The sequence below is a fragment of the Pseudomonas savastanoi genome (assembly GCF_020917325.1).
Lineage (GTDB): Bacteria > Pseudomonadota > Gammaproteobacteria > Pseudomonadales > Pseudomonadaceae > Aquipseudomonas > Aquipseudomonas amygdali.
In genome coordinates this window covers 5,357,411-5,377,968 of sequence record NZ_CP076652.1, presented here as the reverse complement: position 1 = coordinate 5,377,968, position 20,558 = coordinate 5,357,411, and the positions used below count along the sequence as shown (strand labels likewise).

Genomic DNA, 20,558 nt, shown 5'->3' with positions numbered 1-20,558 from the left:
CAGTGCCGTTTACTTGTCCTCAGGGTTCACTCTGTTACAGCTTTTTCGCTGAGAGTGTCTGCCAGGCGGACGAATGCAGCCAGATCGAGCTGCTCGGGACGCAAGCTGCCGTCTACTCCGGAAGCGGTAATCTCGTCGCTGGTCAACAGCAGCTTGAGCGTGTTGCGCAGGGTCTTGCGACGCTGGTTGAACGCTTCACGCACGATGCGCTCCAGCACACGGTGATCCTTGGCAGGGTGCGGCAGTGTTTCATAAGGGACGAGGCGCACAATGGCCGAGTCCACTTTCGGTGGCGGATTGAACGCCCCCGGTCCTACGTTGAACAGATGCTCCACGCGGCAATGGTACTGGACCATGATCGACAGGCGACCCCAGTCACCGCCGCCCGGACCTGCAGCCATGCGCTCGACCACTTCCTTCTGCAACATGAAGTGCATGTCGCGGATCAGGCTGGCGTTCTGCAACAGATGAAAAATCAACGGCGTCGAGATGTTGTACGGCAGGTTGCCCACGACACGCAGGCTGCGCGGTTCGGCGCCCAGACTGTTGAAGTCGAACTTCAGTGCATCACCCTGATGCAGGTTGAAATTCGGCTTGTTGCCAAACTGGCCGGTGAGGATCGGGATCAGGTCCTTGTCCAGCTCGACCACGTCCAGCTGCGCGCCGCTGTTGAGCAGCCCTTCGGTGAGTGCGCCCTGGCCCGGTCCGATTTCCAGCAGCCGGTCTTCAGGTTTGGCACGAATGGCGCGCAGGATTTTGTCGATAACGCCTGCGTCGTGCAGGAAGTTCTGCCCGAAACGCTTGCGCGCCCGGTGTTGGTATTGCTCGGTCATGAATGGGTCTCGGCCATCTGGTAGGCGGTTTGCAGTGCAACGTGCAGGCTGCCGGTATCAATGTTCGCGCTGCCAGCCAGATCCAGCGCCGTGCCGTGATCGACAGAAGTGCGGATGATCGGCAGGCCGAGCGTCACATTGACTGCTGCGCCGAAACCTTTGTATTTCAGCACGGGCAAGCCTTGGTCGTGGTACATCGCCAGCACTGCGTCGCAGTGCTCCAGATATTTGGGGGTAAACAGAGTGTCGGCAGGCAGTGGGCCGCGTAAGTCCAGGCCCTCGCTGCGCAGGCGCTCCAGAGTCGGTTCGATGATGTCGATTTCCTCTCGGCCCAGATGCCCGCTTTCGCCAGCATGAGGGTTGAGGCCGCAGACCAGAATACGCGGGTGGGCAATGCCGAACTTGTTCACCAGATCGGCATGCAGGATGCGTGTCACGCGCTCCAGTCGGTCCGGTGTTATGGCATCAGCCACTTCGCGCAACGGCAGGTGCGTGGTCACCAGTGCCACGCGCAGGTCGCCGGTCGCCAGCATCATCACCACCTGTTCGGTGTGGGTCAGTTCGGCAAGAAATTCGGTGTGTCCGGAAAAAGCGATACCGCCGTCGTTGATGACGCCTTTGTGCACCGGGGCAGTAATCATCCCGCTGAACAGCCCGTCGAGACAGCCTTGGCCAGCGCGAGTCAGGGTTTGCAGCACGAACGCTGCGTTGGCCTTGTTCAGCACACCGGTTTCTACCGCAACTGCCAGGGGCGTATCCCAGACATACAGGCTGCCGACAGGCGCAGGCAGGTCGGGAAGCGAATCAGGGGTGACGTCAAGCAGACTGACCGCCACACCCAGTTGCGCGGCCCGCTCAAGGAGCAGGTCACGGCTGGTGATGGCAATCAGAGGGTATGGCTGAGGCTGCGTGGCGAGCAGCAGGCAAAGGTCAGGACCAATGCCGGCCGGCTCGCCGGGTGTCAGGGCGAAACGCTTGGGTTTCACTGCGCAGCCTGGGTCGCGCCAGGGAGTTTGATCTCAACGTAGGCTTCGTCACGGATCTGACGCAGCCAGGTTTGCAGCTCTTCGTCGTACTTGCGGTTACGCAGTACGTTCAACGCCTGCTGTTCACGAGCTTGGTCGGTAGCGTCCGTGGAGCGACGACCGAGTACTTCGAGAACATGCCAGCCATACTGGGTCTGGAACGGTTTGGACAATTCGCCTTGTGGCGTTTCGTTCATGACCTGACGGAATTCCGGAACCAGAGAGTTCGGATCAACCCAGTTCAGATCGCCGCCATTGAGTGCCGAGCCCGGATCCTCCGAAAAGCTTTTCGCCAGTTCGGCGAAGTCTTCGCCATTCTGGATGCGGTCGTAGATTTTCTCGGCAAGACGCTTGGTTTCTTCTTCGTTACGGATTTCGCTTGGTTTGATCAGGATATGACGCACATGCACTTCATCACGCATTTGTGCCTGCCCCTGGCCGCCACGTTTTTCCAGTAACTTGAGGATGATGAAACCGCCTGGCGTGCGCGCTGGAGGCGTCACGTCGCCGACAGGCATCGCGCTGAGCATGTCACCGAACGGCGGTGGCAGTTGCGCAGCCTTGCGCCAGCCCATGTCGCCGCCTTCCAGTGCGTTTTCGCTGGAGGAGGTGGTGGCTGCGAGTCGGGTGAAGTCAGCACCTTTCTTCAGCTGGTCATAAATGCCCTTGGCTTTGACCGCAGCAGCCTGGATGGCATCCGAAGAGGCGCTGTCAGGCGTGGCGATCAGGATGTTGGCCAGGTGGAACTCTTCAGACAACTGAGCCTTGCCCTGATCGGAGGCGAGGAAGTTTTTCACTTCCTGCTGGGATACCTGGATACGTTCGGCCACCCGGCGCTGACGCACACGGCTGATGATCATTTCACGGCGCACCTGCTCGCGTGCATCGTTATAGGACAAACCGTCATGAGCCAGCGCGGCGCGGAACTGCTCCACGCTCATGTTGTTGCGCTGGGCAATGGTGCCAATGGCCTGATTGAGTTCGTCGTCGGAGACACGAATGCCGGACCGTTCGCCCATCTGCAGCTGCAGGTTTTCCAGAATCAGACGATCCAGAACCTGTGGTTGCAGGGCTTCTGCAGGCGGTACACCAGAGCCGCGCTTGGCAATGGTTTGCTGAACCTCACGTACACGCTGGTCCATCTGGCTTTTCATGATCACATCGTTGTCGACGATAGCCACGACACTGTCCAGAGGTTGAACCGCAGCATGCACTGCACCGCTCAGGAGTAACGCGCCCAGCATCAGCGGGCGCAGACAATCAGAAAGCTTGGTCTTCACGTTCACGATAACCTTGAATGCCTTTGTCGAGGAAGCTGTCTACCTTGGCGCCAGTTACACCGCCGAGCCCCTTCAACACGATTTGTAGGAATATGCCGCGGTCGCCTTTCTCGTTCTGAGGCGCTGCCTGACTGAACTCGTCGTAGTCGACCCAATAGCGGTTGACCAGACGCATTTTCCAGCAGCAGTTGTCGTACTCGAACCCGCCGAAAGCTTCGATGGTGCGCTCACGGTTGTAGTCATACTGCCAGCGGCTGATCAGGCTCCACTGCGGCACGATTGGCCAGATGACCGAGAAATCGTGCTGCTGGATCTTGTAGTAGTCCTTCACGTAGTTGGCATCACCCGGACGTCCGTAGTCGCCACCCCCCACGATCCAGCGGCCAGTGCTTTCGTCGTAACGAATCTGGTCGTTGCGATAGCGATAGCCGAGGTTGACGATCTTGTTCGGGTTGTCTTCAGGCTGGTAATGGAACATTGCGCTGCCCGAACGGGTGCTCTTGCTGTCCGGATCCCAGTTGAAATCGGAGTTGAAGCGCCAGTCGCGGTTGAAGCGGTATTCATATTCCAGTGCGTAAGGCGAAACGTTGGCGCGCGCATCATCACGATCAGCGAACACTACGCCAGGCAATTGCACCTTGCGGTCTTCGAAATACAGCGCCTGGCCGATGCTGAAGCGTTGACGTTCAAAGCCGTTGCTTTCAATCCAGCGGTTGGTGATACCCAGCGACAGCTTGTTCTCGTCGCCGATGCGGTCGGAACCGGTGAAGCGGTTGTCACGGAATAGCGAGGCATAGTTGAACGTGCTTTCGCTGGTGTCGAATACCGGGATGTCGGTCTGGTCTTTCTCGGGTACATAGAGATAGAACAGGCGCGGTTCCAGGGTTTGACGGTAATCCTTGCCGAACCAGTTGGTGTTGCGGTCGAAGTACAGGCCGCTGTCGACGCTGAAGATCGGCACGCTGCGGCTTTGACTACTGCTGTATTCCTCGCCAGCCAGAAGCGAGCTTTTGCCCTGACTGTCCAGGTCCAACGCGTACTGGGTGTAGACGTACTTAAGCTTCGGTGTCAGGAAACCATAGGTCCAGTTCATTGGCAGGCTGACGGACGGCGCCAGATTCAGGCGGTCCCCGTTTGCCCGGGCAAGGCCGGTGATGTTGTTGTCCAGGCGTGTCTCGGAGTTGCCATCTTCATCGATGAACGCGCCGCTGCGCAGATCACGTTCGAAGCGAACGGCTTCAGTCTGATAATCAAACTTCAGACCACCCGGGTTGTAAGGCAACGTACCGTTGAGCGTCAACTGTGGCAGGCGGTTGTAAGGCGTAACGTTCGCAACCGTAGCCAGCTTGTAAGCCTGAGCGTTGAGCACTGCCGAGTAGCTGTCGCCACGGTAGGTCAAAGAGCCCTGTTGGTTGAGGAAGTCAGTCCGTTTAACGCCGATCTGATCGGTTTCCAGATCCTGGAAGTAATACGGGTCGCTGATGTCGGTGTAATCAACCTGGGTCAGCCAGCGCGTATCAAGCCCGCCCTTGTGCTGCCAGTTGATCATCCAGCGAGTCTTGTCATAGTCCGACTGCAGCTTGCGGTCGTCGTTCTCGTCGTTCAGGTACGCGCCGCCAAACTGGCCTTCGCTGCCTTTGGTCAGGTAGCGGAACTCACCTTCCATCAGCAGGCCGCGGTCGGCCATGTAACGCGGGTACAACGTGGCGTCGTAGTTCGGTGCCAGGTTGAAGTAGTACGGAGTAACGAGCGTGAAACCGTTATCGCCGCCTGCCGCAATGGTCGGCGGCAGGAAGCCGGACTGGCGACGGTCGTCGATCGGGAAGTAGATATACGGCGTGTACAGAACCGGTATGTCCTTGACCCGCAGGGTAACGTTGGTCGCTGTACCAAAGCCGGTGGCCGGGTTCAGCGTGATGTTGTTGCCCTTGAGCGTCCAGGCGTTGCTGTTCGGCTCACACGAGGTGTAGGTACCGTCCTTGAGCCGGATGATCGCGTTCTCTGCACGCTTGGCGTACAGGGCGTTACCGCGAATGTTCGACTTGTGCAGGACGTACTCGGCATTGTCGACACGGGCTTCGCCGGTATCGAGTTGCAGCTCGGCCTTGTCACCGACGATCAGCGCGCCGTTGTCGCGCAGACGGACATCGCCGTTCAGCTCGCCACGGTTCTCGGCCTGATGCAGTGCGGCCTCCTGGGCCTGTACCTGCATGCTGCCCTGGCGCAACACGACATCACCTGCCAGCGTCGCGACCTGCGCTTCCTGTTCGTAACGCGAAGCCTTGGCTCCGACGAACATAGGCGCGTCTTTCATCGGCGTCTTGTCGTCCATGCCTGGGCGTATCGGCTCGACGTAGGCACCCGAGCAATACGGACCGGTCTCGGCCAGTTGTGCTGCGGTCAGCTTTTCGCGAGGAACCCAATCAAGGTGGCTGTAGTCAGCACTACGCGACCGCAGACCTTTGCCCTTGGCTTCGGTAACCAGTTGCGTACCTGCAACCTGCTCACCCGAAGAGGTGCCTTGCGAGGTGACTGTGCCGTTGGAACTGACCGACGTCGTGTCATGCACGGGGCGCGGAGGCAGGTCCACTGCAGCAGCATTGGATTTCGGCGCACAGTTCCAGGCACCCGAAGCAGAGACTGAGCAGTCATACTGTTCCGCGGCGACCACGAACTGAGTGGCCAGAGGTTGCATCGCCAGCAGACTGCCGGTTACGAGCAACGGAAATTTTTTACGAAACGCGGGGGATTTCAATGCCATCTTATTAGTCCGGGCTTCCTGCGCGCCATCTGCCCGCGGGGGGGCCGCACGCCTCTCGATGGGCTGAAAAAGATTCCGGATAATAAAGCATGACCCGCTTGACGGCTAGCGCCGTCGGAGACCCTTGTAATGTCAGATCAAGATATACGCCTGCAATCCCTGAAAGTTTGGCTCGATGAGCAGTTGCCAGCGCTGTTTGCGGCGCAAAATTGGGGCGCTGTACCCCCGGCCACATTGACTGCGGCCAGTAGTGACGCAAGTTTTCGTCGTTATTTTCGCTGGGAGGGCGCTGGCCGAACTTTTATTGTGATGGATGCGCCACCACCGCAGGAAAACTGCAAACCGTTTGTGGATATCGCTCATTTACTGAAAAAGTCGGGCATTAATGTTCCGGAAATTTATGCCGAAGACCTGACGCAAGGCTTTTTGCTGCTCAATGATCTTGGTCGTCAGACCTATCTGGATGTGATTGACGCTGACAATGCCGATGCCTTGTTCGCCGATGCAATCCAGGCGTTGCTGGCCTATCAGCAATTGCCGATGGACGCGCCGCTGCCTAGCTATGACGTCGCGTTGCTGCGTCGTGAGCTGGAGCTTTTCCCCGAGTGGTACGTGAAGCGCCACCTGGGTATCGAGATGGACGAGGCGCAACTGAGCGATTGGCAGCAGGCTAGCGAGTTGTTGATCAACAGCGCTCTGGCGCAGCCCAAAGTGCTGGTGCATCGCGACTACATGCCGCGAAACCTGATGATCAGCGAGCCCAACCCAGGCGTGCTGGATTTTCAGGACGCTGTCTACGGCCCGGTCACCTATGACGTGACCTGCCTGTTCAAGGACGCGTTCCTGAGCTGGCCACAAGAACGCGTCAGCGACTGGCTCAGGACCTACTGGGATCAGGCGCGCGCCGTTGGTATCCCGGTGCAGGAGGATTTTGCCGCCTTCGAGCGCGCCAGTGATCTGATGGGTGTTCAGCGCCATCTGAAGGTGATCGGTATTTTTGCCCGCATCTGCCACCGCGATGGAAAACCGCGCTATCTGCAAGACGTTCCGCGCTTTTTCGCTTATATAGAGGCAGTTCTGTCGCGCCGCCCCGAGCTGGCTCAGCTCGGGCAGTTGCTCACCAGTCTGCAGCAACCGGTAGAGACGGCTGTTTGATACGGCAGAGACGGCCTGAAAAACGGCCATTTTGAAAGAAACCTGATTGTGTTGAAGAGGACTGCATGAAAGCGATGATTCTCGCCGCCGGTAAAGGCGAGCGAATGCGCCCGTTGACCCTGCACACGCCCAAGCCATTGGTGCGTGCCGGGGGGATGCCGTTGATCGAGTACCACCTGAACGCCTTGCGCGCAGCCGGGTTTCACCAGTTGGTCATCAACCATGCCTGGCTGGGGCAGCAGATCGAGGATTATCTGGGCGACGGTCAGCGTTTCGACCTGAGTATCCGTTATTCCCCCGAGGGCCAGCCGCTGGAAACAGGCGGCGGGATTCATCGGGCATTGCCATTGCTGGGCGTTGAGCCCTTTGTGGTGATCAATGGGGATATCTGGACGGACTATGACTTCAGCGCGTTGCGCGTGCCGCTTACCGGTCTCGCGCATCTGGTGCTGGTCGATAACCCGGCACATCACCCCACTGGCGATTTCTCGCTGGTCGACGGGCAGGTGCGCGATGACGATTCGGCAGGTCAGCGGCTCACCTACAGCGGTATCGCCATCCTGCATCCACAGTTGTTTGCCGACTGTGAGCCCGGTGCGTTCAAACTCGCGCCGTTGTTGCGTGAGGCCATGCATCAAGGCCTGGTAACGGGTGAGCACCACAGAGGGCGTTGGGTCGATGTGGGCACTCACGAGCGTCTGGCAGAAGTCGAGCAGTTGCTTGCGGAGACCCGCTGAATGCTTTGGCCTGGCACATTGATCGGCGCGGGTGTCGGCTATGCAATTGCCAGCATCCCGGGCGCGATGCTGGGTGCTCTATTGGGGCAGGCGCTGGATCGTCGCCTGAAGCTGCAGAGCTGGGCGCACCTGCGTGAGCGTCTGGGCGGGCGGGCGGCGATACCTGCGGATGGCCTGCTGTTTGTATTGCTGGGCCGTCTGGCCAAGAGTGACGGACGTGTCCTGGCCAGCCATATTCATCAGGCCCGTACCGAAATGCGCCGTCTGAACCTGAACGAGGCGGATCAGTTGCGCGCCATCAACGCCTTCAAGCGTGGTCGTGATGGTGCCGACGGCCTGCGCAGTTATTTGCGCGGCCTGCACGGGCAGCCGGACACCGCCGAGGAGTTGTTGCGTGCCTGCTGGCGCATGGCCTGGGCGGATGGCAAGGCTTCCCGGGTCGAGCGTGAGCTGATCGGAGTATGGGGCATGTGGCTGGGCTGGACAGGGCCACAAGTCGAAGCGCTGGCTGCCGATCACGACCCGATGAAGCGTTCGCCGGTCAGCAGCGGGGATGACTACAAAAGCGCGATGACGCTTCTGGGAATAAAACCGGACACCGACCCGTCGAGCATCAAGCGCGCCTACCGCCGGCTGCTCAGTCGGCATCACCCTGACAAGGTTGCCGGTTCGGGTGCCAACCCTCAGCAAGTGCGGTTGGCGACCGACAAGACCAGCCAGTTGCATAACGCCTATCGGGTGGTGAAGGCCCGACGCGGGTTCAACTGAGCCTGCTCGTGCGTCGGGTGCTTGGCGTGAAGCTTATTTTTCTTCCTTGGCGTCTATCCAGCCACGAACCCTGCGGAACAGTTGTTCTTGCTCGGTATCTTCATTGCCTACGATATTGATCAGGCCAATCTGCGTAAAACCGGGGCCTTTGGCGCGTTTGCTGGCCTGCAGGCGTGCTTTGGCGGCCTGGTCCGGCGAGTTTTTGTAGATGAAGTCGGCGGTCTTTATTTTCAGCTGAGGCACCATGTCCAGCAGCGAAGGCGCAGCATTTACCGGCTCGCGCGCAGCAAGCATCACCAGCTTCTGCACGGCAGGCGATGTGCGTTCATTGAGGAATCTGGCTGCCCAGTAGGCGCCGCTGCTATGGCCGATCAATACGATGCTGCGGGCCTTGTTCTGCTGCGCAAAGCTGATCGCGCTTTCGATCCGCGCGAAGATGCGCTCGGCCTGAGCCTTGTTGAGTTCCTCGTCGGCAGCTGCCTTTGCGGTTGCTGCGGCAGCCAGGGCCTCGGCTTCAGCTGCCGGGTCTTGCGCTTTCGGACTGGCGTCCTTGGGGGATTCCTTGGGTTTGGCAGCGTTCGCGTCGGTCGGGGCGGCGTCGGGCTCGCGTGGCACCAGGCTGTTGTCCATCGCATCCGGCAGGGTGATGCTCAGGCTTGACCAGCCGACATCCGGAAACTTCCTTCGCAACGGGCCGACGGCATCCGGCCAGTCTGGTGACTCGGCGTCGCCAGGCACAATAATCACCGCGCCTTGGGGGGTGTCACTGTTTGCGGGCTTCCAGAGCGCGAGAAAGCTTTCGTCACCCGCCTGAAGCTGCTGCTGATCCTCGCGAGGCAATTGACGCTCCAGCGCTATCGCGTCTTCCTGCGAGCGGCTGAGCAGCGGTGCCCGTTCTACCGGTGCTTCGGCAGCAGCGTCTTTCGCCGGGGCCGGGTCGGCTGCGAGTACAGGCAGTGCGCAAGGCAGGACCAATGACAGAAACAATGCAGGAAACGTTGCGCGAAAGGTGTAGGACATCGGATATTCCAAGCCAGAAACTATCCCGGCAGCCTAATGGGTTGATCGGCTTTTGTCAGGCCTGAGCCTGCGCGGCATATGGCCGTCATACGAACACACGAGAGCGACACATTGATGATTGGTCTTCTGCGCACCGATTTTATCGGCTGCCTGGCTTTGCTCTTGATGGTTCAGATGGCCATTACGCAGGCTGACGAGCCACAAATGCCTGCGTCTGCGCAGTTGAGTTCAGCACAGCGTAGCTGGCTCGACCAGCACGGTCCGCTGCGGGTGGGTCTGGTGTTGCGTGCGCCTTATGCTCAGTTTGATCAGCGTTTGCAGCAGTTGTCCGGAGCCAATGTCGACCTGATGAATGCGCTGGCCTCGACGCTACCGGTCGAGTTGCTGTGGCGAAACTTTCCTGATCAGGCGGCGCTTGAGAAGGCCCTGGCCAATGGTGAAATCGATGTTGCGCCTGGCTTGATGCAGAGCCCGGCGGGCCTGCGTCTGTGGTTGTTTTCCGATCCGTATCTGCGTGTTTCGCAACTGTTGATCGGCGAACGCGATGGCAGCACTACCGTGGACCTCGAGAAACTCGACAGCCTTTCGCGGGTTGCTGTACGCATGCCAGGCCCTGCCGCCGATTACCTGCGCAGCAACTTTCCGCACCTGAACCTGCAAGGCGTGCCGCTGGAGCGTCAGGCGCTGCAATTGCTGCTCAGTCAGCAGGCACGCTATGCCGTGGTGGACGAAGCGCAGCTCAGCCGCCTGCTCCGCGAGCCGGAATTTGCCGGGCTGGCGGTAGTGGGGGATATCGGGCTGCCGCAATTGTTGCGCGTGGCTTCGCGCCGTGACATGCCGGAGCTGGCCGCCATCGTCAGCGAAGCGTTGCGCGCGATTCCTGCCAAAGAGCTTGAGCAACTGCACGCGCGCTGGATGCCGCTCACCCCATCGCATTTCATCGAGTCGACCAAGCTCTGGAAAAACCTGTGCATTCTGCTGCTGGTGATGCTGCTGGCCTGTTTTGCGATCGTGGTCTGGCAGCGTCGCCAGCAGCAGGCGCAGGAGCAGGAGTTGCTGCGCGCGCGTGAAGAGCTTGCCCGTCGCGTTGAAGGTGAGGAGGCGCTGCGTCTGGCGCAATTCTCCATCGACCAGAGCACCGTCGGCATCCTTTGGGTCAATTGGGACAGTCGTGTGCGTTACGCCAACCGGGCGGCGGAATCCATGCTCGGCTACGCGCCGGGACAGGTGGTCGAGCGCCCGCTGATTGATTTCGAGCCCGGTCTGCATATGGACCGCTGGCTCAACCTGTGGAAGAACGCACGTTCCCGCGAAGACAGCCCGCAGGTGTTCGAGGCTCATTGTCTGCGCGCTGATGGCAGTCTTCTGCCTGCCGATGTCTCGTTGAGCTTCCTGCGCTTTCACGAGGCGGAATACCTGGTGGTGTTTCTCAGCGACGCCAGCGAACGACGCCGTGCGCATGATCAGTTACGTGAATTATCAGCGCACCTGGAAAGCGTGCGTGAAGAAGAGAAGGCGCGTATTGCTCGCGAGGTGCATGACGAGCTGGGGCAGATGCTGACGGTGCTGAAGCTGGAAACGTCGATGTGCGAGCTGGCCTATGCAGACCTGGATCCCGGCCTTGGTGAGCGACTGGACAGCATGAAGCGTCTTATCGCTCAGCTGTTTCAACTGGTGCGTGATGTTGCCACGGCATTGCGGCCACCGATTCTCGACGCCGGCATTGCGTCGGCCATCGAGTGGCAGGCACGCCGTTTCGAGGCGCGCACGCAAATCCCTTGTCTGGTGCAGGTGCCGGACAACCTGCCAGTGCTTAGCGATGCCAGAGCCACAGGCATGTTCCGGATTCTTCAGGAAGCGCTGACCAACGTCATGCGCCACGCCCAGGCGCACACGGTGGAAATCAGCCTGACGTTGCAGGATGGCGTGATGTGCATGACCATCGCCGATGACGGGCAGGGGTTTGTCGTCGAGTCGGGCAGGGTGGTTTCATTCGGTCTGGTCGGGATGCGCGAGCGGGTGCTGATGCTCGGCGGCAGACTGGAGCTGGACAGCGAGGCCGGTGAGGGCACAACCTTGCGCGCCTACATCCCGTTGGACCCCGTCGCACAGGAGCGAAGCCAGTGATTCGTGTTTTGGTAGCCGAAGACCACACCATCGTGCGTGAAGGGATCAAGCAACTGATTGGTCTGGCCAGAGACCTGCAAGTGGTCGGTGAGGCCAGCAACGGCGAGCAGTTGCTCGAAACCTTGCGTCATGTGACTTGCGAAGTGGTTTTGCTGGATATCTCCATGCCCGGCGTCAATGGTCTTGAGGCGATTCCGAGGATTCGCGCACTGGCCAGTCCGCCCGCCATTCTGGTGCTGTCGATGCACAATGAAGCGCAGATGGCGGCACGTGCGCTGAAAGTCGGGGCCGCAGGTTATGCCACCAAGGACAGCGACCCGGCGCTGCTGCTGACGGCAATTCGTCGGGTCGCGGCAGGCGGGCGCTATATCGACCCGGACCTCGCCGACCGCATGGTTTTTGAAGTGGGCCTGACCGATAGCCGGCCTTTACACTCATTGTTGTCGGAGCGCGAGTTCTCGGTGTTCGAGCGCCTGGCGCAGGGTGCCAACGTCAACGACATCGCTCAGCAACTGGCCCTGAGCAGCAAGACCATCAGCACCCACAAGGCGCGGCTGATGCAGAAAATGAAACTCAACTCACTGGCCGATCTCGTCAAATACGCGATGGAGCACAAACTGCTCTGAGTCTGAAAACGACACTCCAGTTGAGTGTCGGGTCGGTGCTCTACTCACAACTATCGTGCGACGCTCCGCGTCGGCATGCCGTTCTGGACGCTCCGCGTCCTCTTTTGTGACGCAGAGCGTCACGCACTGCATTCCCACGCTGGAGCGTGCGGAACGATCAGGCTGGCCGACATATCCAATCGCGCCATCGCTGTAGGGCAATCCCTACCCCTGGCCTTCCAGCCAGCCTAGGCGATTCTCTCCCGGCCCCCGATTTGCCGGGGCTTCGGGCTGCTCTAGGCTTGAGCCCACGCAGACAAAACAAAGGTGTGGGTAATGAGCGACGTCGATACAAGCGCTGGAGCAAATGATGTTCTGGTCAGCTTTCGTGGTGTGCAGAAGAGCTACGACGGCGAAGCACTGATCGTCAAAGACCTTAACCTGGATATTCGCAAAGGTGAGTTCCTGACCCTGCTCGGGCCTTCCGGCTCCGGCAAGACCACCAGCCTGATGATGCTGGCCGGTTTCGAAACCCCGACTGCCGGCGAAATTCTTCTCGGTGGGCGCGCCATCAACAATGTGCCGCCGCACAAGCGCGACATCGGCATGGTGTTTCAGAACTACGCGTTGTTTCCACACATGACCGTGGCCGAGAACCTGGCGTTCCCGCTGTCGGTGCGTGGCATGAGCAAGACCGATGTTGGCGAGAAAGTTAAAAAGGCGCTGGGCATGGTCCAGCTGGACACCTTTGCACATCGTTACCCGGCGCAGTTGTCCGGTGGTCAGCAGCAGCGTGTGGCGCTGGCGCGTGCGCTGGTGTTCGAACCGCAACTGGTGCTGATGGACGAACCGCTCGGCGCGCTCGACAAGCAACTGCGCGAGCACATGCAGATGGAGATCAAACATCTGCATCAGCGTCTGGGTGTGACCGTGGTCTACGTGACCCACGATCAGGGTGAAGCCCTGACCATGTCCGACCGGGTCGCCGTCTTCCATCAGGGCGAGATCCAGCAGATCGCACCGCCCCGCAGCCTGTACGAAGAGCCGAAGAACACCTTTGTGGCCAACTTCATCGGCGAGAACAACCGCCTCAATGGACGTCTGGTCAGCCAGGACGGCGACCGCTGTGTGGTCGAGCTGGAGCGTGGCGAGAAAGTGCATGCGCTGGCGATCAACGTCGGCCAGCCTGGCGGCCCGGTGACCCTGTCGATCCGTCCTGAGCGCATCAACCTCAATGGTCGCAGCGAGAATTGTGCAAACCGTTTTTCCGGCCGTGTGGCTGAGTTCATCTACCTGGGTGACCACGTTCGCGTGCGTCTGGAGGTAGCAGGCAAGAGCGACTTCTTCGTCAAACAGCCGATTGCCGAACTGGACCCTGGCCTGAGTGTGGGCGACGTGGTGCCCATCGGCTGGCAAGTCGAGCACGTTCGCGCGCTCGACCCCTTGCAGCAAGTGCATTGATCTACCGATAAAAGCAATAACAGAGGCGACCTGATCGCCCATCCCAATCGCTTACCAACACTGCTCGTGGAGAAAAGAACCTATGTTGAAGTCTTTGAAGTTCACCGCCATCACGTTGGGCCTCATGTGCGCCGCGCAGGCCATGGCAGCCACCGACCTGACCGTCATCTCCTTTGGCGGTGCCAACAAGGCCGCTCAGGAAAAGGCGTTCTACGCGCCGTGGGAAAAGGCCGGTAACGGCAAGATCATCGCCGGTGAATACAACGGTGAGATGGCCAAGGTCAAAACCATGGTCGACACCAAGAGCGTTTCCTGGGACCTGGTAGAAGTCGAATCGCCGGAACTGGCCCGTGGTTGCGATGAGGACATGTTCGAAGAGCTGGACCCGAAACAGCTGGGCAATGCCGCTGACTTCGTGCCTGGCGCCATCACCACCTGCGGTGCCGGTTTCTTCGTCTGGTCCACCGTGCTGGCATACAACGCCGACAAGGTCGCCACAGCTCCAAACGGCTGGGCCGATTTCTGGGACACCAAGAAATTCCCGGGCAAGCGCGGTCTGCGTAAAGGTGCCAAGTACACGCTGGAATTCGCCCTGATGGCTGACGGCGTTGCGCCGAAAGACGTTTATAAAGTGCTGGCCAGCAAAGACGGCCAGGACCGCGCGTTCAAGAAGCTCGATGAACTCAAGCCAAACATTCAGTGGTGGGAAGCAGGCGCACAGCCGCCGCAGTACCTCGCTTCCGGTGACGTGGTGATGAGCTCGGCCTACAACGGCCGGATCGCTGCTGTGCAGAAGGAAAGCAACCTCAAGGTCGTGTGGACCGGTGGCGTATATGACTTCGATGCCTGGGCCATCCCGAAGGGCTCGAAAAACGCCGATGCCGCGAAGAAGTTCATCGCCTACATGCTGAGCCCCGAGCAGCAGAAGACCTATTCGCAGAATATCGCCTACGGCCCGGCCAATACCCAGGCGGTCAAGCTGCTGGACAAGGAAACCCTGCAGAACATGCCGACCACGCCTGAGAACATCAAGGATCAGGTGCAGATGGACGTAGCGTTCTGGACCGACAACGGCGAATCCCTTGAGCAGCGTTTCACTGCCTGGGCTGCCAAGTAAACAGGCTGCATCACGTCAGATCCGGGCGCTCTCTGCTGTAGGGAGCGCCCTCTCGTTGAAAGATTCCGGAGTTCGCTATGGCCATCGCCGTGCCCCTGACTGAAGGCGCCAGCCCTAACTTGAAGCAACGTCTCGCTCGCGCCGAGCGGGTCAACCGCTGGAAGGCTCAGGCATTGATCGCTCCGCTGGTGATTTTCCTGCTGTTAGTGTTTCTGGTGCCGATTGCTGCGCTGCTCTATAAGAGTGTCGGCAACCCGGAAGTCGTGACTGCACTGCCGACCACAGTGGTCGAAGTGCAAAAGTGGGATGGAAAAGGGCTGCCGCCCGAGTCGGTCTACAAGGCAATGAGCCTGGACCTGGCCGAAACACGCAAGAATTCCACGCTGGGCGATCTGTCCAAGCGTCTGAACATGGAACTGGCCGGTTATCGCAGCCTGCTGAGCAAGACCGCTCGCGCCTTGCCGTTCAAGACTGAACCGGCCTCTTATAAAGAAGCGCTCGAAGCGCTGGACGAGCGCTGGGGTGACCCGGCCTATTGGCAGGCGGTGCGCCGCAATACCAGCAGCATCACCCCGTATTACCTGCTTGCGGCGGTAGACCATCGTATCGACGACCTTGGGGAAGTGGCGCCTGCAACCCCGGATCAGTCAATCTATCTGGATATCTTCGCCCGCACCTTCTGGATGGGCCTGGTGATTACCGCGATCTGCCTGGTGCTGGCTTATCCGCTGGCTTACCTGCTGGCCAGCCTGCCTGCGCGGCAGAGCAACCTGCTGATGATTCTGGTGCTGTTGCCGTTCTGGACCTCGATTCTGGTGCGGGTGGCTGCCTGGATTGTGTTACTGCAGTCGAGCGGTCTGATCAACAGCGCGTTGCTGGCGATGGGCATCATCGATAAGCCGCTGGAACTGGTCTTCAATCGGGTGGGCGTATACATCTCGATGGTGCATATCATGCTGCCGTTCATGATCCTGCCGATCTACAGCGTGATGAAAAACATCTCCCCGACTTACATGCGTGCCGCCATTTCGCTCGGCTGCCATCCGTTCACCAGTTTTTGGCGCGTGTACTTTCCGCAGACCTACGCCGGGATCGGTGCAGGCTGTCTGCTGGTGTTCATTCTGTCGATCGGCTACTACATCACCCCGGCCTTGCTGGGCAGCCCGAACGACCAGATGGTCAGCTACTTCGTCGCCTTCTATACCAACACCAGCATCAACTGGGGCATGGCCACCGCGCTCGGCGGGTTACTGCTCTTGGCGACCATCGTGCTGTACCTGATTTATAGCTGGCTGGTCGGCGCCAGCCGCCTGCGTCTGAGCTGAGGAGTGTCACCATGTTGAACCCCTACACATCGCCGATCGAACGCATCTGGTATTACGCCCTGCGCATCATCTGTGCGCTGGTGCTGCTCTTTCTCGTGTTACCGGTGCTGGTCATCGTGCCGTTGTCGTTCAATTCAGGCAGCTTTCTGGTCTATCCGCTGCAAGGGTTCTCGTTGCAGTGGTATCAGGACTTCTTCAACTCTGCCGAGTGGATGCGCGCGCTGAAGAACAGCATGATCGTTGCCCCGGCCGCTACGTTGTTGGCGATGGGCTTCGGCACGCTGGCGGCGATCGGCCTGACCCGTGGCAACTTTCCCGGCAAGGCGCTGGTCATGGCGCTGGTGATTTCGCCGATGGTGGTGCCAGTGGTTATCGTCGGTGTCGCCAGTTACCTGTTCTTCGCGCCACTGGGCCTGGGCAACAGCTACACCTCGCTGATTCTGGTCCACGCGGTACTGGGCGTGCCGTTCGTGATCATTACCGTGTCGGCCACTTTGCAGGGTTTCAACCACAATCTGGTACGCGCTGCCGCCAGCCTCGGTGCATCGCCGCTGACTGCATTCCGTCGCGTGACCCTGCCATTGATTGCGCCAGGGGTGATTTCCGGTGCGCTGTTCGCCTTCGCGACCTCGTTCGACGAAGTGGTGGTGACGCTGTTCCTCGCCGGGCCGGAGCAGGCGACCTTGCCTCGGCAGATGTTCAGCGGCATTCGCGAAAACCTCAGCCCGACCATCGCTGCCGCCGCGACCTTGCTGATCGGCTTCTCCGTGCTGTTGCTGCTGGTACTGGAGTGGTTACGCGGGCGTAGTGAAAAACTCCGAACGGCTCAATAACCGGGCGCCGCAAGTTTCAAGCTGCCAGCCAAGGCGAATCCATTGGCGTGCAGCTTGAGGCTTACCGCTCCGGGCGAAGCTTGGCGTACAATCCGCGCACCGTGATTCTGCTCAAACAGGTGCGTCATGCAGCCCTTCGTTATTGCCCCATCGATTCTTTCCGCTGACTTCGCCCGTCTGGGCGAGGAAGTCGACAGCGTGCTGTCCAGCGGCGCCGACTTTGTCCACTTCGATGTGATGGACAATCACTACGTCCCGAACCTGACCATTGGTCCGATGGTGTGCAGCGCGTTGCGCAAATATGGCGTTACTGCACCGATCGATGTGCATTTGATGGTCAGCCCGGTGGATCGCATCATCGGGGATTTCATCGAGGCAGGTGCCACCTATATTACCTTTCACCCGGAAGCGACCCAGCACATTGATCGTTCGTTGCAACTGATCCGTGAAGGCGGCTGCAAGGCGGGGCTGGTGTTCAACCCGGCAACTCCGCTGAACCTGCTGGAGTACGTGATGGATAAGGTCGACATGATTCTGCTCATGAGCGTCAACCCGGGTTTCGGCGGGCAGAAGTTCATTCCCGGCACGCTCAACAAGCTGCGTGAAGCGCGGGCGTTGATCGATGCGTCGGGCCGTGACATCCGTCTGGAAATCGACGGTGGCGTAAACGTCAACAACATCCGTGAGATCGCAGCGGCAGGTGCTGATACCTTCGTTGCCGGTTCAGCCATTTTCAACGCACCGGACTACCGGGAAGTGATCGAGAAAATGCGCGCAGAACTGGCAGCATCCCGCGCATGAGCGGCTTTGAGCAGCTGTTTGCAGGCAAGTTGCCCAGGCTGATCATGTTCGATCTGGACGGGACCCTGGTGGACTCGGTCCCTGATCTGGCAGTAGCGGTGGATACCATGCTGGCTGAACTTGGCCGGCCAATAGCCGGGCTTGAATCGGTCCGTGCCTGGGTAGGCAATGGTGCTCCGGTGCTGGTACGCCGCGCACTGGCCAACCAACTCGACCACAGTGGTGTCGATGATGCTCTGGCTGAGCAGGGCCTGGAAATCTTCATGCGTGCCTACGCCCAGAAGCACGAGTTCACCGTGGTCTACCCCGGCGTGCGTGAAACCCTGAAATGGCTGCAGAAGATGGGCGTCGAAATGGCTCTCATCACCAACAAACCGGAGCGCTTTGTCGCGCCGCTGCTGGATGAGATGAAGCTGGGGCGTTTCTTTCGCTGGATCATCGGTGGCGACACCATGCCGCAGAAAAAGCCTGACCCTGCCGCACTGTTTTTCGTAATGAAAATGGCGGGTGTTCCGGCCTCGCAAGCACTGTTCGTTGGCGACTCGCGCAGTGATGTACAGGCTGCCAAGGCGGCCGGTGTTGCCTGTGTCGCGTTGAGTTATGGCTACAACCATGGCCGGCCGATTGCCGAGGAAAACCCGGCAATGGTCATCGATGATCTGCGCAAGCTGATTCCCGGTTGCCTGGACATGGACGCTGAGATACTGTTGCCCGACATCAAACGTCCCTCCTCAAGAGAATCCATCGTGGTGGTCACTCGCAAGCTCTGGATGAAAGTCATCAAGGCCCTGGCCCGCTGGCGTTGGCGCGCCTGACCTGATCCTGGCCGGCCTGCCGGCACGTTTGCCTGACTGACCGTTTTTCCTCAAACCACGAGGTTGCTCATGAACCGTGAAGAATTCCTGCGTTTGGCCGCTGAAGGCTACAACCGTATCCCGCTTGCCCGCGAAACCCTGGCCGACTTCGACACGCCGCTGTCGATCTACCTCAAGCTTGCCGATCAGCCCAACTCCTATTTGCTGGAGTCGGTTCAGGGCGGCGAGAAGTGGGGGCGTTATTCGATCATCGGCCTGCCATGCCGCACCGTGATGCGCGTTCATGGCCATCACGTCAGCGTGACCCACGATGGCGTCGAGATCGAAAGCCTGGATGTCGAAGACCCGCTGGACTTCGTCGAGACCTTTAAAGCGCGATACAACGTACCGACGATTGCCGGGCTGCCACGCTTCAACGGCGGGCTGGTGGGCTACTTTGGCTACGACTGTGTGCGCTATGTCGAGAAGCGTCTGGCCAACTGCCCGAATCCCGACCCGCTCGGCGTGCCGGATATCCTGTTGATGGTGTCTGACGCGGTCGTAGTGTTCGACAACCTGGCGGGCAAGATGCACGCCATCGTGCTGATCGATCCGGCGCAACAGGATGCCTACGCACGTGGCGTTGCGCAGCTTGATGAACTGATGCACAAACTGCGTCAGCCGATCACGCCGCGCCGCGGTCTTGATCTGGACCGACCTCCGGCCGCCGATCCGGTGTTTCGCTCCAGCTTTACTCAGGATGATTACGAGGCTGCGGTCGACACAATCAAGCAGTACATCCTTGCTGGCGACGTGATGCAGGTTGTCCCGTCACAGCGCATGTCCATCGATTTCAGCGCCGCGCCCATCGATCTGTATCGGGCGCTGCGCTGCTTCAACCCGACGCCTTACATGTACTTCTTCAACTTCGGCGATTTCCATGTCGTCGGCAGTTCGCCGGAAGTGCTGGTGCGGGTCGAGGACAACCTGATCACGGTGCGTCCAATCGCCGGTACTCGCCCTCGCGGTGCCACCGAAGAGGCTGATCTTGCGCTGGAAGAAGACCTGCTGTCCGATCATAAGGAAATCGCCGAGCACCTGATGCTCATCGATCTGGGCCGTAATGACGTTGGGCGGGTGTCCGAGATCGGTACGGTCAAACTGACCGAGAAGATGGTTATCGAGCGTTATTCCAACGTGATGCACATTGTTTCCAACGTCACCGGTCAACTGAAAAGCGGGCTGACGGCAATGGATGCACTGCGGGCGATTCTGCCGGCTGGCACGTTGTCTGGCGCACCGAAAATTCGCGCCATGGAAATCATCGACGAGCTGGAGCCGGTCAAGCGCGGCGTCTATGGCGGCGCGGTGGGGTATATGGCCTGGAATGGCAACATGGACACGGCCATCGCGATTCGTACTGCGGTGATCAAGAACGGTGAACTGCATGTACAGGCCGGTGGCGGTATCGTTGCCGACTCGGTGCCGGCACTGGAATGGGAAGAAACCCTGAACAAGCGCCGCGCCATGTTCCGTGCTGTAGCCCTGGCGTCGCAGCCTGCCGAGGGTTGAGCAGGCTTGCTGCTCTGCGTCTCAAAGCAGACGCAGAGCATCGCACGATAGTCGAGATCATCGTTCCTCACGCTCCAGCGTGGGGATGCCGTGGGTGACGCTCCGCGTCACAGATTTGCGCCGCGCTGCAGTTCTCAGGAGAGGACGCGGAGCGTCCAGAACGGCATGCGACGCGGAGCGTCGCACGATAGTCAGACCCCGAAAAAGCGCCACGTACGATAGTCGAGATCATCGTTCCTCACGCTCCAGCGTGGGAATGCCGTGGGTGACGCTCCGCGTCACAGATTTGCGCCGCGCTGCAGTTCTCAGGATAGGACGCAGAGCGTCCAGAAAGGCATGCGACG

The 20,558-nt window shown here is 59.7% G+C and carries 17 protein-coding genes; 12 read left to right on the top strand and 5 right to left on the bottom strand.

Annotated elements, in window-relative coordinates; all coding sequences use genetic code 11:
* Positions 1-26 precede the first annotated feature (26 nt).
* The 4 genes from rsmA to KP808_RS23025 are packed head-to-tail and all read right to left on the bottom strand — an operon-like array spanning position 27 to position 5,899.
* The gene (rsmA, locus tag KP808_RS23040; RefSeq protein WP_058400994.1) at positions 27-833 is read right to left on the bottom strand and encodes a 16S rRNA (adenine(1518)-N(6)/adenine(1519)-N(6))-dimethyltransferase RsmA; all 807 of its coding nucleotides are present in this window, start codon (positions 831-833) and stop codon (positions 27-29) included.
* Entirely contained in the window at positions 830-1,819 is a 990-nt protein-coding gene (gene pdxA / locus KP808_RS23035) for a 4-hydroxythreonine-4-phosphate dehydrogenase PdxA (protein ID WP_230016962.1), read from the bottom strand. The genes rsmA and pdxA overlap by 4 nt, the downstream gene beginning before the upstream one ends.
* On the bottom strand, positions 1,816-3,138 hold the full coding sequence (locus tag KP808_RS23030; RefSeq protein ID WP_058401034.1) for a peptidylprolyl isomerase: 1,323 nt from the start codon (positions 3,136-3,138) through the stop codon (positions 1,816-1,818). Before KP808_RS23030 ends, pdxA begins: the two co-directional genes overlap by 4 nt.
* Positions 3,119-5,899, bottom strand: coding sequence for an LPS-assembly protein LptD (locus KP808_RS23025; protein WP_002551892.1), 2,781 nt, complete (start codon positions 5,897-5,899; stop codon positions 3,119-3,121). The genes KP808_RS23030 and KP808_RS23025 overlap by 20 nt, the downstream gene beginning before the upstream one ends.
* 129 nt (positions 5,900-6,028) lie before the next feature.
* On the opposite strand from KP808_RS23025, the gene KP808_RS23020 reads away from it, so the two are divergent.
* The 3 genes from KP808_RS23020 to KP808_RS23010 all read left to right on the top strand — a co-directional run bounded on the left by KP808_RS23020 (position 6,029) and on the right by KP808_RS23010 (position 8,559).
* Positions 6,029-7,054, top strand: coding sequence for an aminoglycoside phosphotransferase family protein (locus KP808_RS23020; RefSeq protein WP_058400991.1), 1,026 nt, complete (start codon positions 6,029-6,031; stop codon positions 7,052-7,054).
* Positions 7,055-7,119: 65 nt separating this feature from the next.
* Positions 7,120-7,791, top strand: coding sequence for an N-acetylmuramate alpha-1-phosphate uridylyltransferase MurU (gene murU, locus KP808_RS23015; protein WP_058400990.1), 672 nt, complete (start codon positions 7,120-7,122; stop codon positions 7,789-7,791).
* The gene (locus KP808_RS23010; protein ID WP_219170378.1) at positions 7,792-8,559 is read left to right on the top strand and encodes a TerB family tellurite resistance protein; all 768 of its coding nucleotides are present in this window, start codon (positions 7,792-7,794) and stop codon (positions 8,557-8,559) included. It abuts the gene before it with no gap.
* 33 nt (positions 8,560-8,592) lie between these two features.
* Here the strand turns inward: KP808_RS23010 and KP808_RS23005 are convergent, their stop codons facing one another.
* Entirely contained in the window at positions 8,593-9,579 is a 987-nt protein-coding gene (locus tag KP808_RS23005; protein ID WP_122280249.1) for an alpha/beta hydrolase family protein, read from the bottom strand.
* A 78-nt stretch (positions 9,580-9,657) separates the two neighbouring features.
* Between KP808_RS23005 and KP808_RS23000 the strand changes: the two genes are divergently transcribed.
* The 9 genes from KP808_RS23000 (at position 9,658) to trpE (ending at position 20,214) form a co-directional block, all read left to right on the top strand.
* Positions 9,658-11,706 (top strand): sensor histidine kinase, encoded by a 2,049-nt coding sequence (locus KP808_RS23000; RefSeq protein ID WP_230016961.1) that lies wholly within the window; start codon positions 9,658-9,660, stop codon positions 11,704-11,706.
* A complete protein-coding gene (locus KP808_RS22995) occupies positions 11,703-12,332 on the top strand; it encodes a response regulator (RefSeq protein ID WP_044343665.1) in 630 nt (209 codons plus the stop codon). The genes KP808_RS23000 and KP808_RS22995 overlap by 4 nt, the downstream gene beginning before the upstream one ends.
* A gap of 315 nt (positions 12,333-12,647) precedes the next feature.
* Complete coding sequence (locus KP808_RS22990) at positions 12,648-13,772, top strand: ABC transporter ATP-binding protein (RefSeq protein WP_058400987.1); 1,125 nt, start codon at positions 12,648-12,650, stop codon at positions 13,770-13,772.
* An 82-nt stretch (positions 13,773-13,854) separates the two neighbouring features.
* Positions 13,855-14,889: a polyamine ABC transporter substrate-binding protein gene (locus tag KP808_RS22985; RefSeq protein ID WP_002551900.1), complete on the top strand. Its 1,035-nt coding sequence runs from the start codon at positions 13,855-13,857 to the stop codon at positions 14,887-14,889.
* Between the two features lie 77 nt (positions 14,890-14,966).
* Positions 14,967-16,214, top strand: coding sequence for an ABC transporter permease (locus tag KP808_RS22980; RefSeq protein ID WP_058400986.1), 1,248 nt, complete (start codon positions 14,967-14,969; stop codon positions 16,212-16,214).
* An 11-nt stretch (positions 16,215-16,225) separates the two neighbouring features.
* On the top strand, positions 16,226-17,047 hold the full coding sequence (locus KP808_RS22975) for an ABC transporter permease (RefSeq protein ID WP_002551902.1): 822 nt from the start codon (positions 16,226-16,228) through the stop codon (positions 17,045-17,047).
* A gap of 126 nt (positions 17,048-17,173) precedes the next feature.
* The gene (gene rpe, locus KP808_RS22970) at positions 17,174-17,848 is read left to right on the top strand and encodes a ribulose-phosphate 3-epimerase (RefSeq protein ID WP_230016960.1); all 675 of its coding nucleotides are present in this window, start codon (positions 17,174-17,176) and stop codon (positions 17,846-17,848) included.
* The gene (locus KP808_RS22965; RefSeq protein WP_122258498.1) at positions 17,845-18,663 is read left to right on the top strand and encodes a phosphoglycolate phosphatase; all 819 of its coding nucleotides are present in this window, start codon (positions 17,845-17,847) and stop codon (positions 18,661-18,663) included. Before rpe ends, KP808_RS22965 begins: the two co-directional genes overlap by 4 nt.
* Before the next feature lie 69 nt (positions 18,664-18,732).
* Positions 18,733-20,214 (top strand): anthranilate synthase component I, encoded by a 1,482-nt coding sequence (gene trpE / locus KP808_RS22960; protein ID WP_122280246.1) that lies wholly within the window; start codon positions 18,733-18,735, stop codon positions 20,212-20,214.
* The last annotated feature ends 344 nt before the right edge of the window (positions 20,215-20,558 follow it).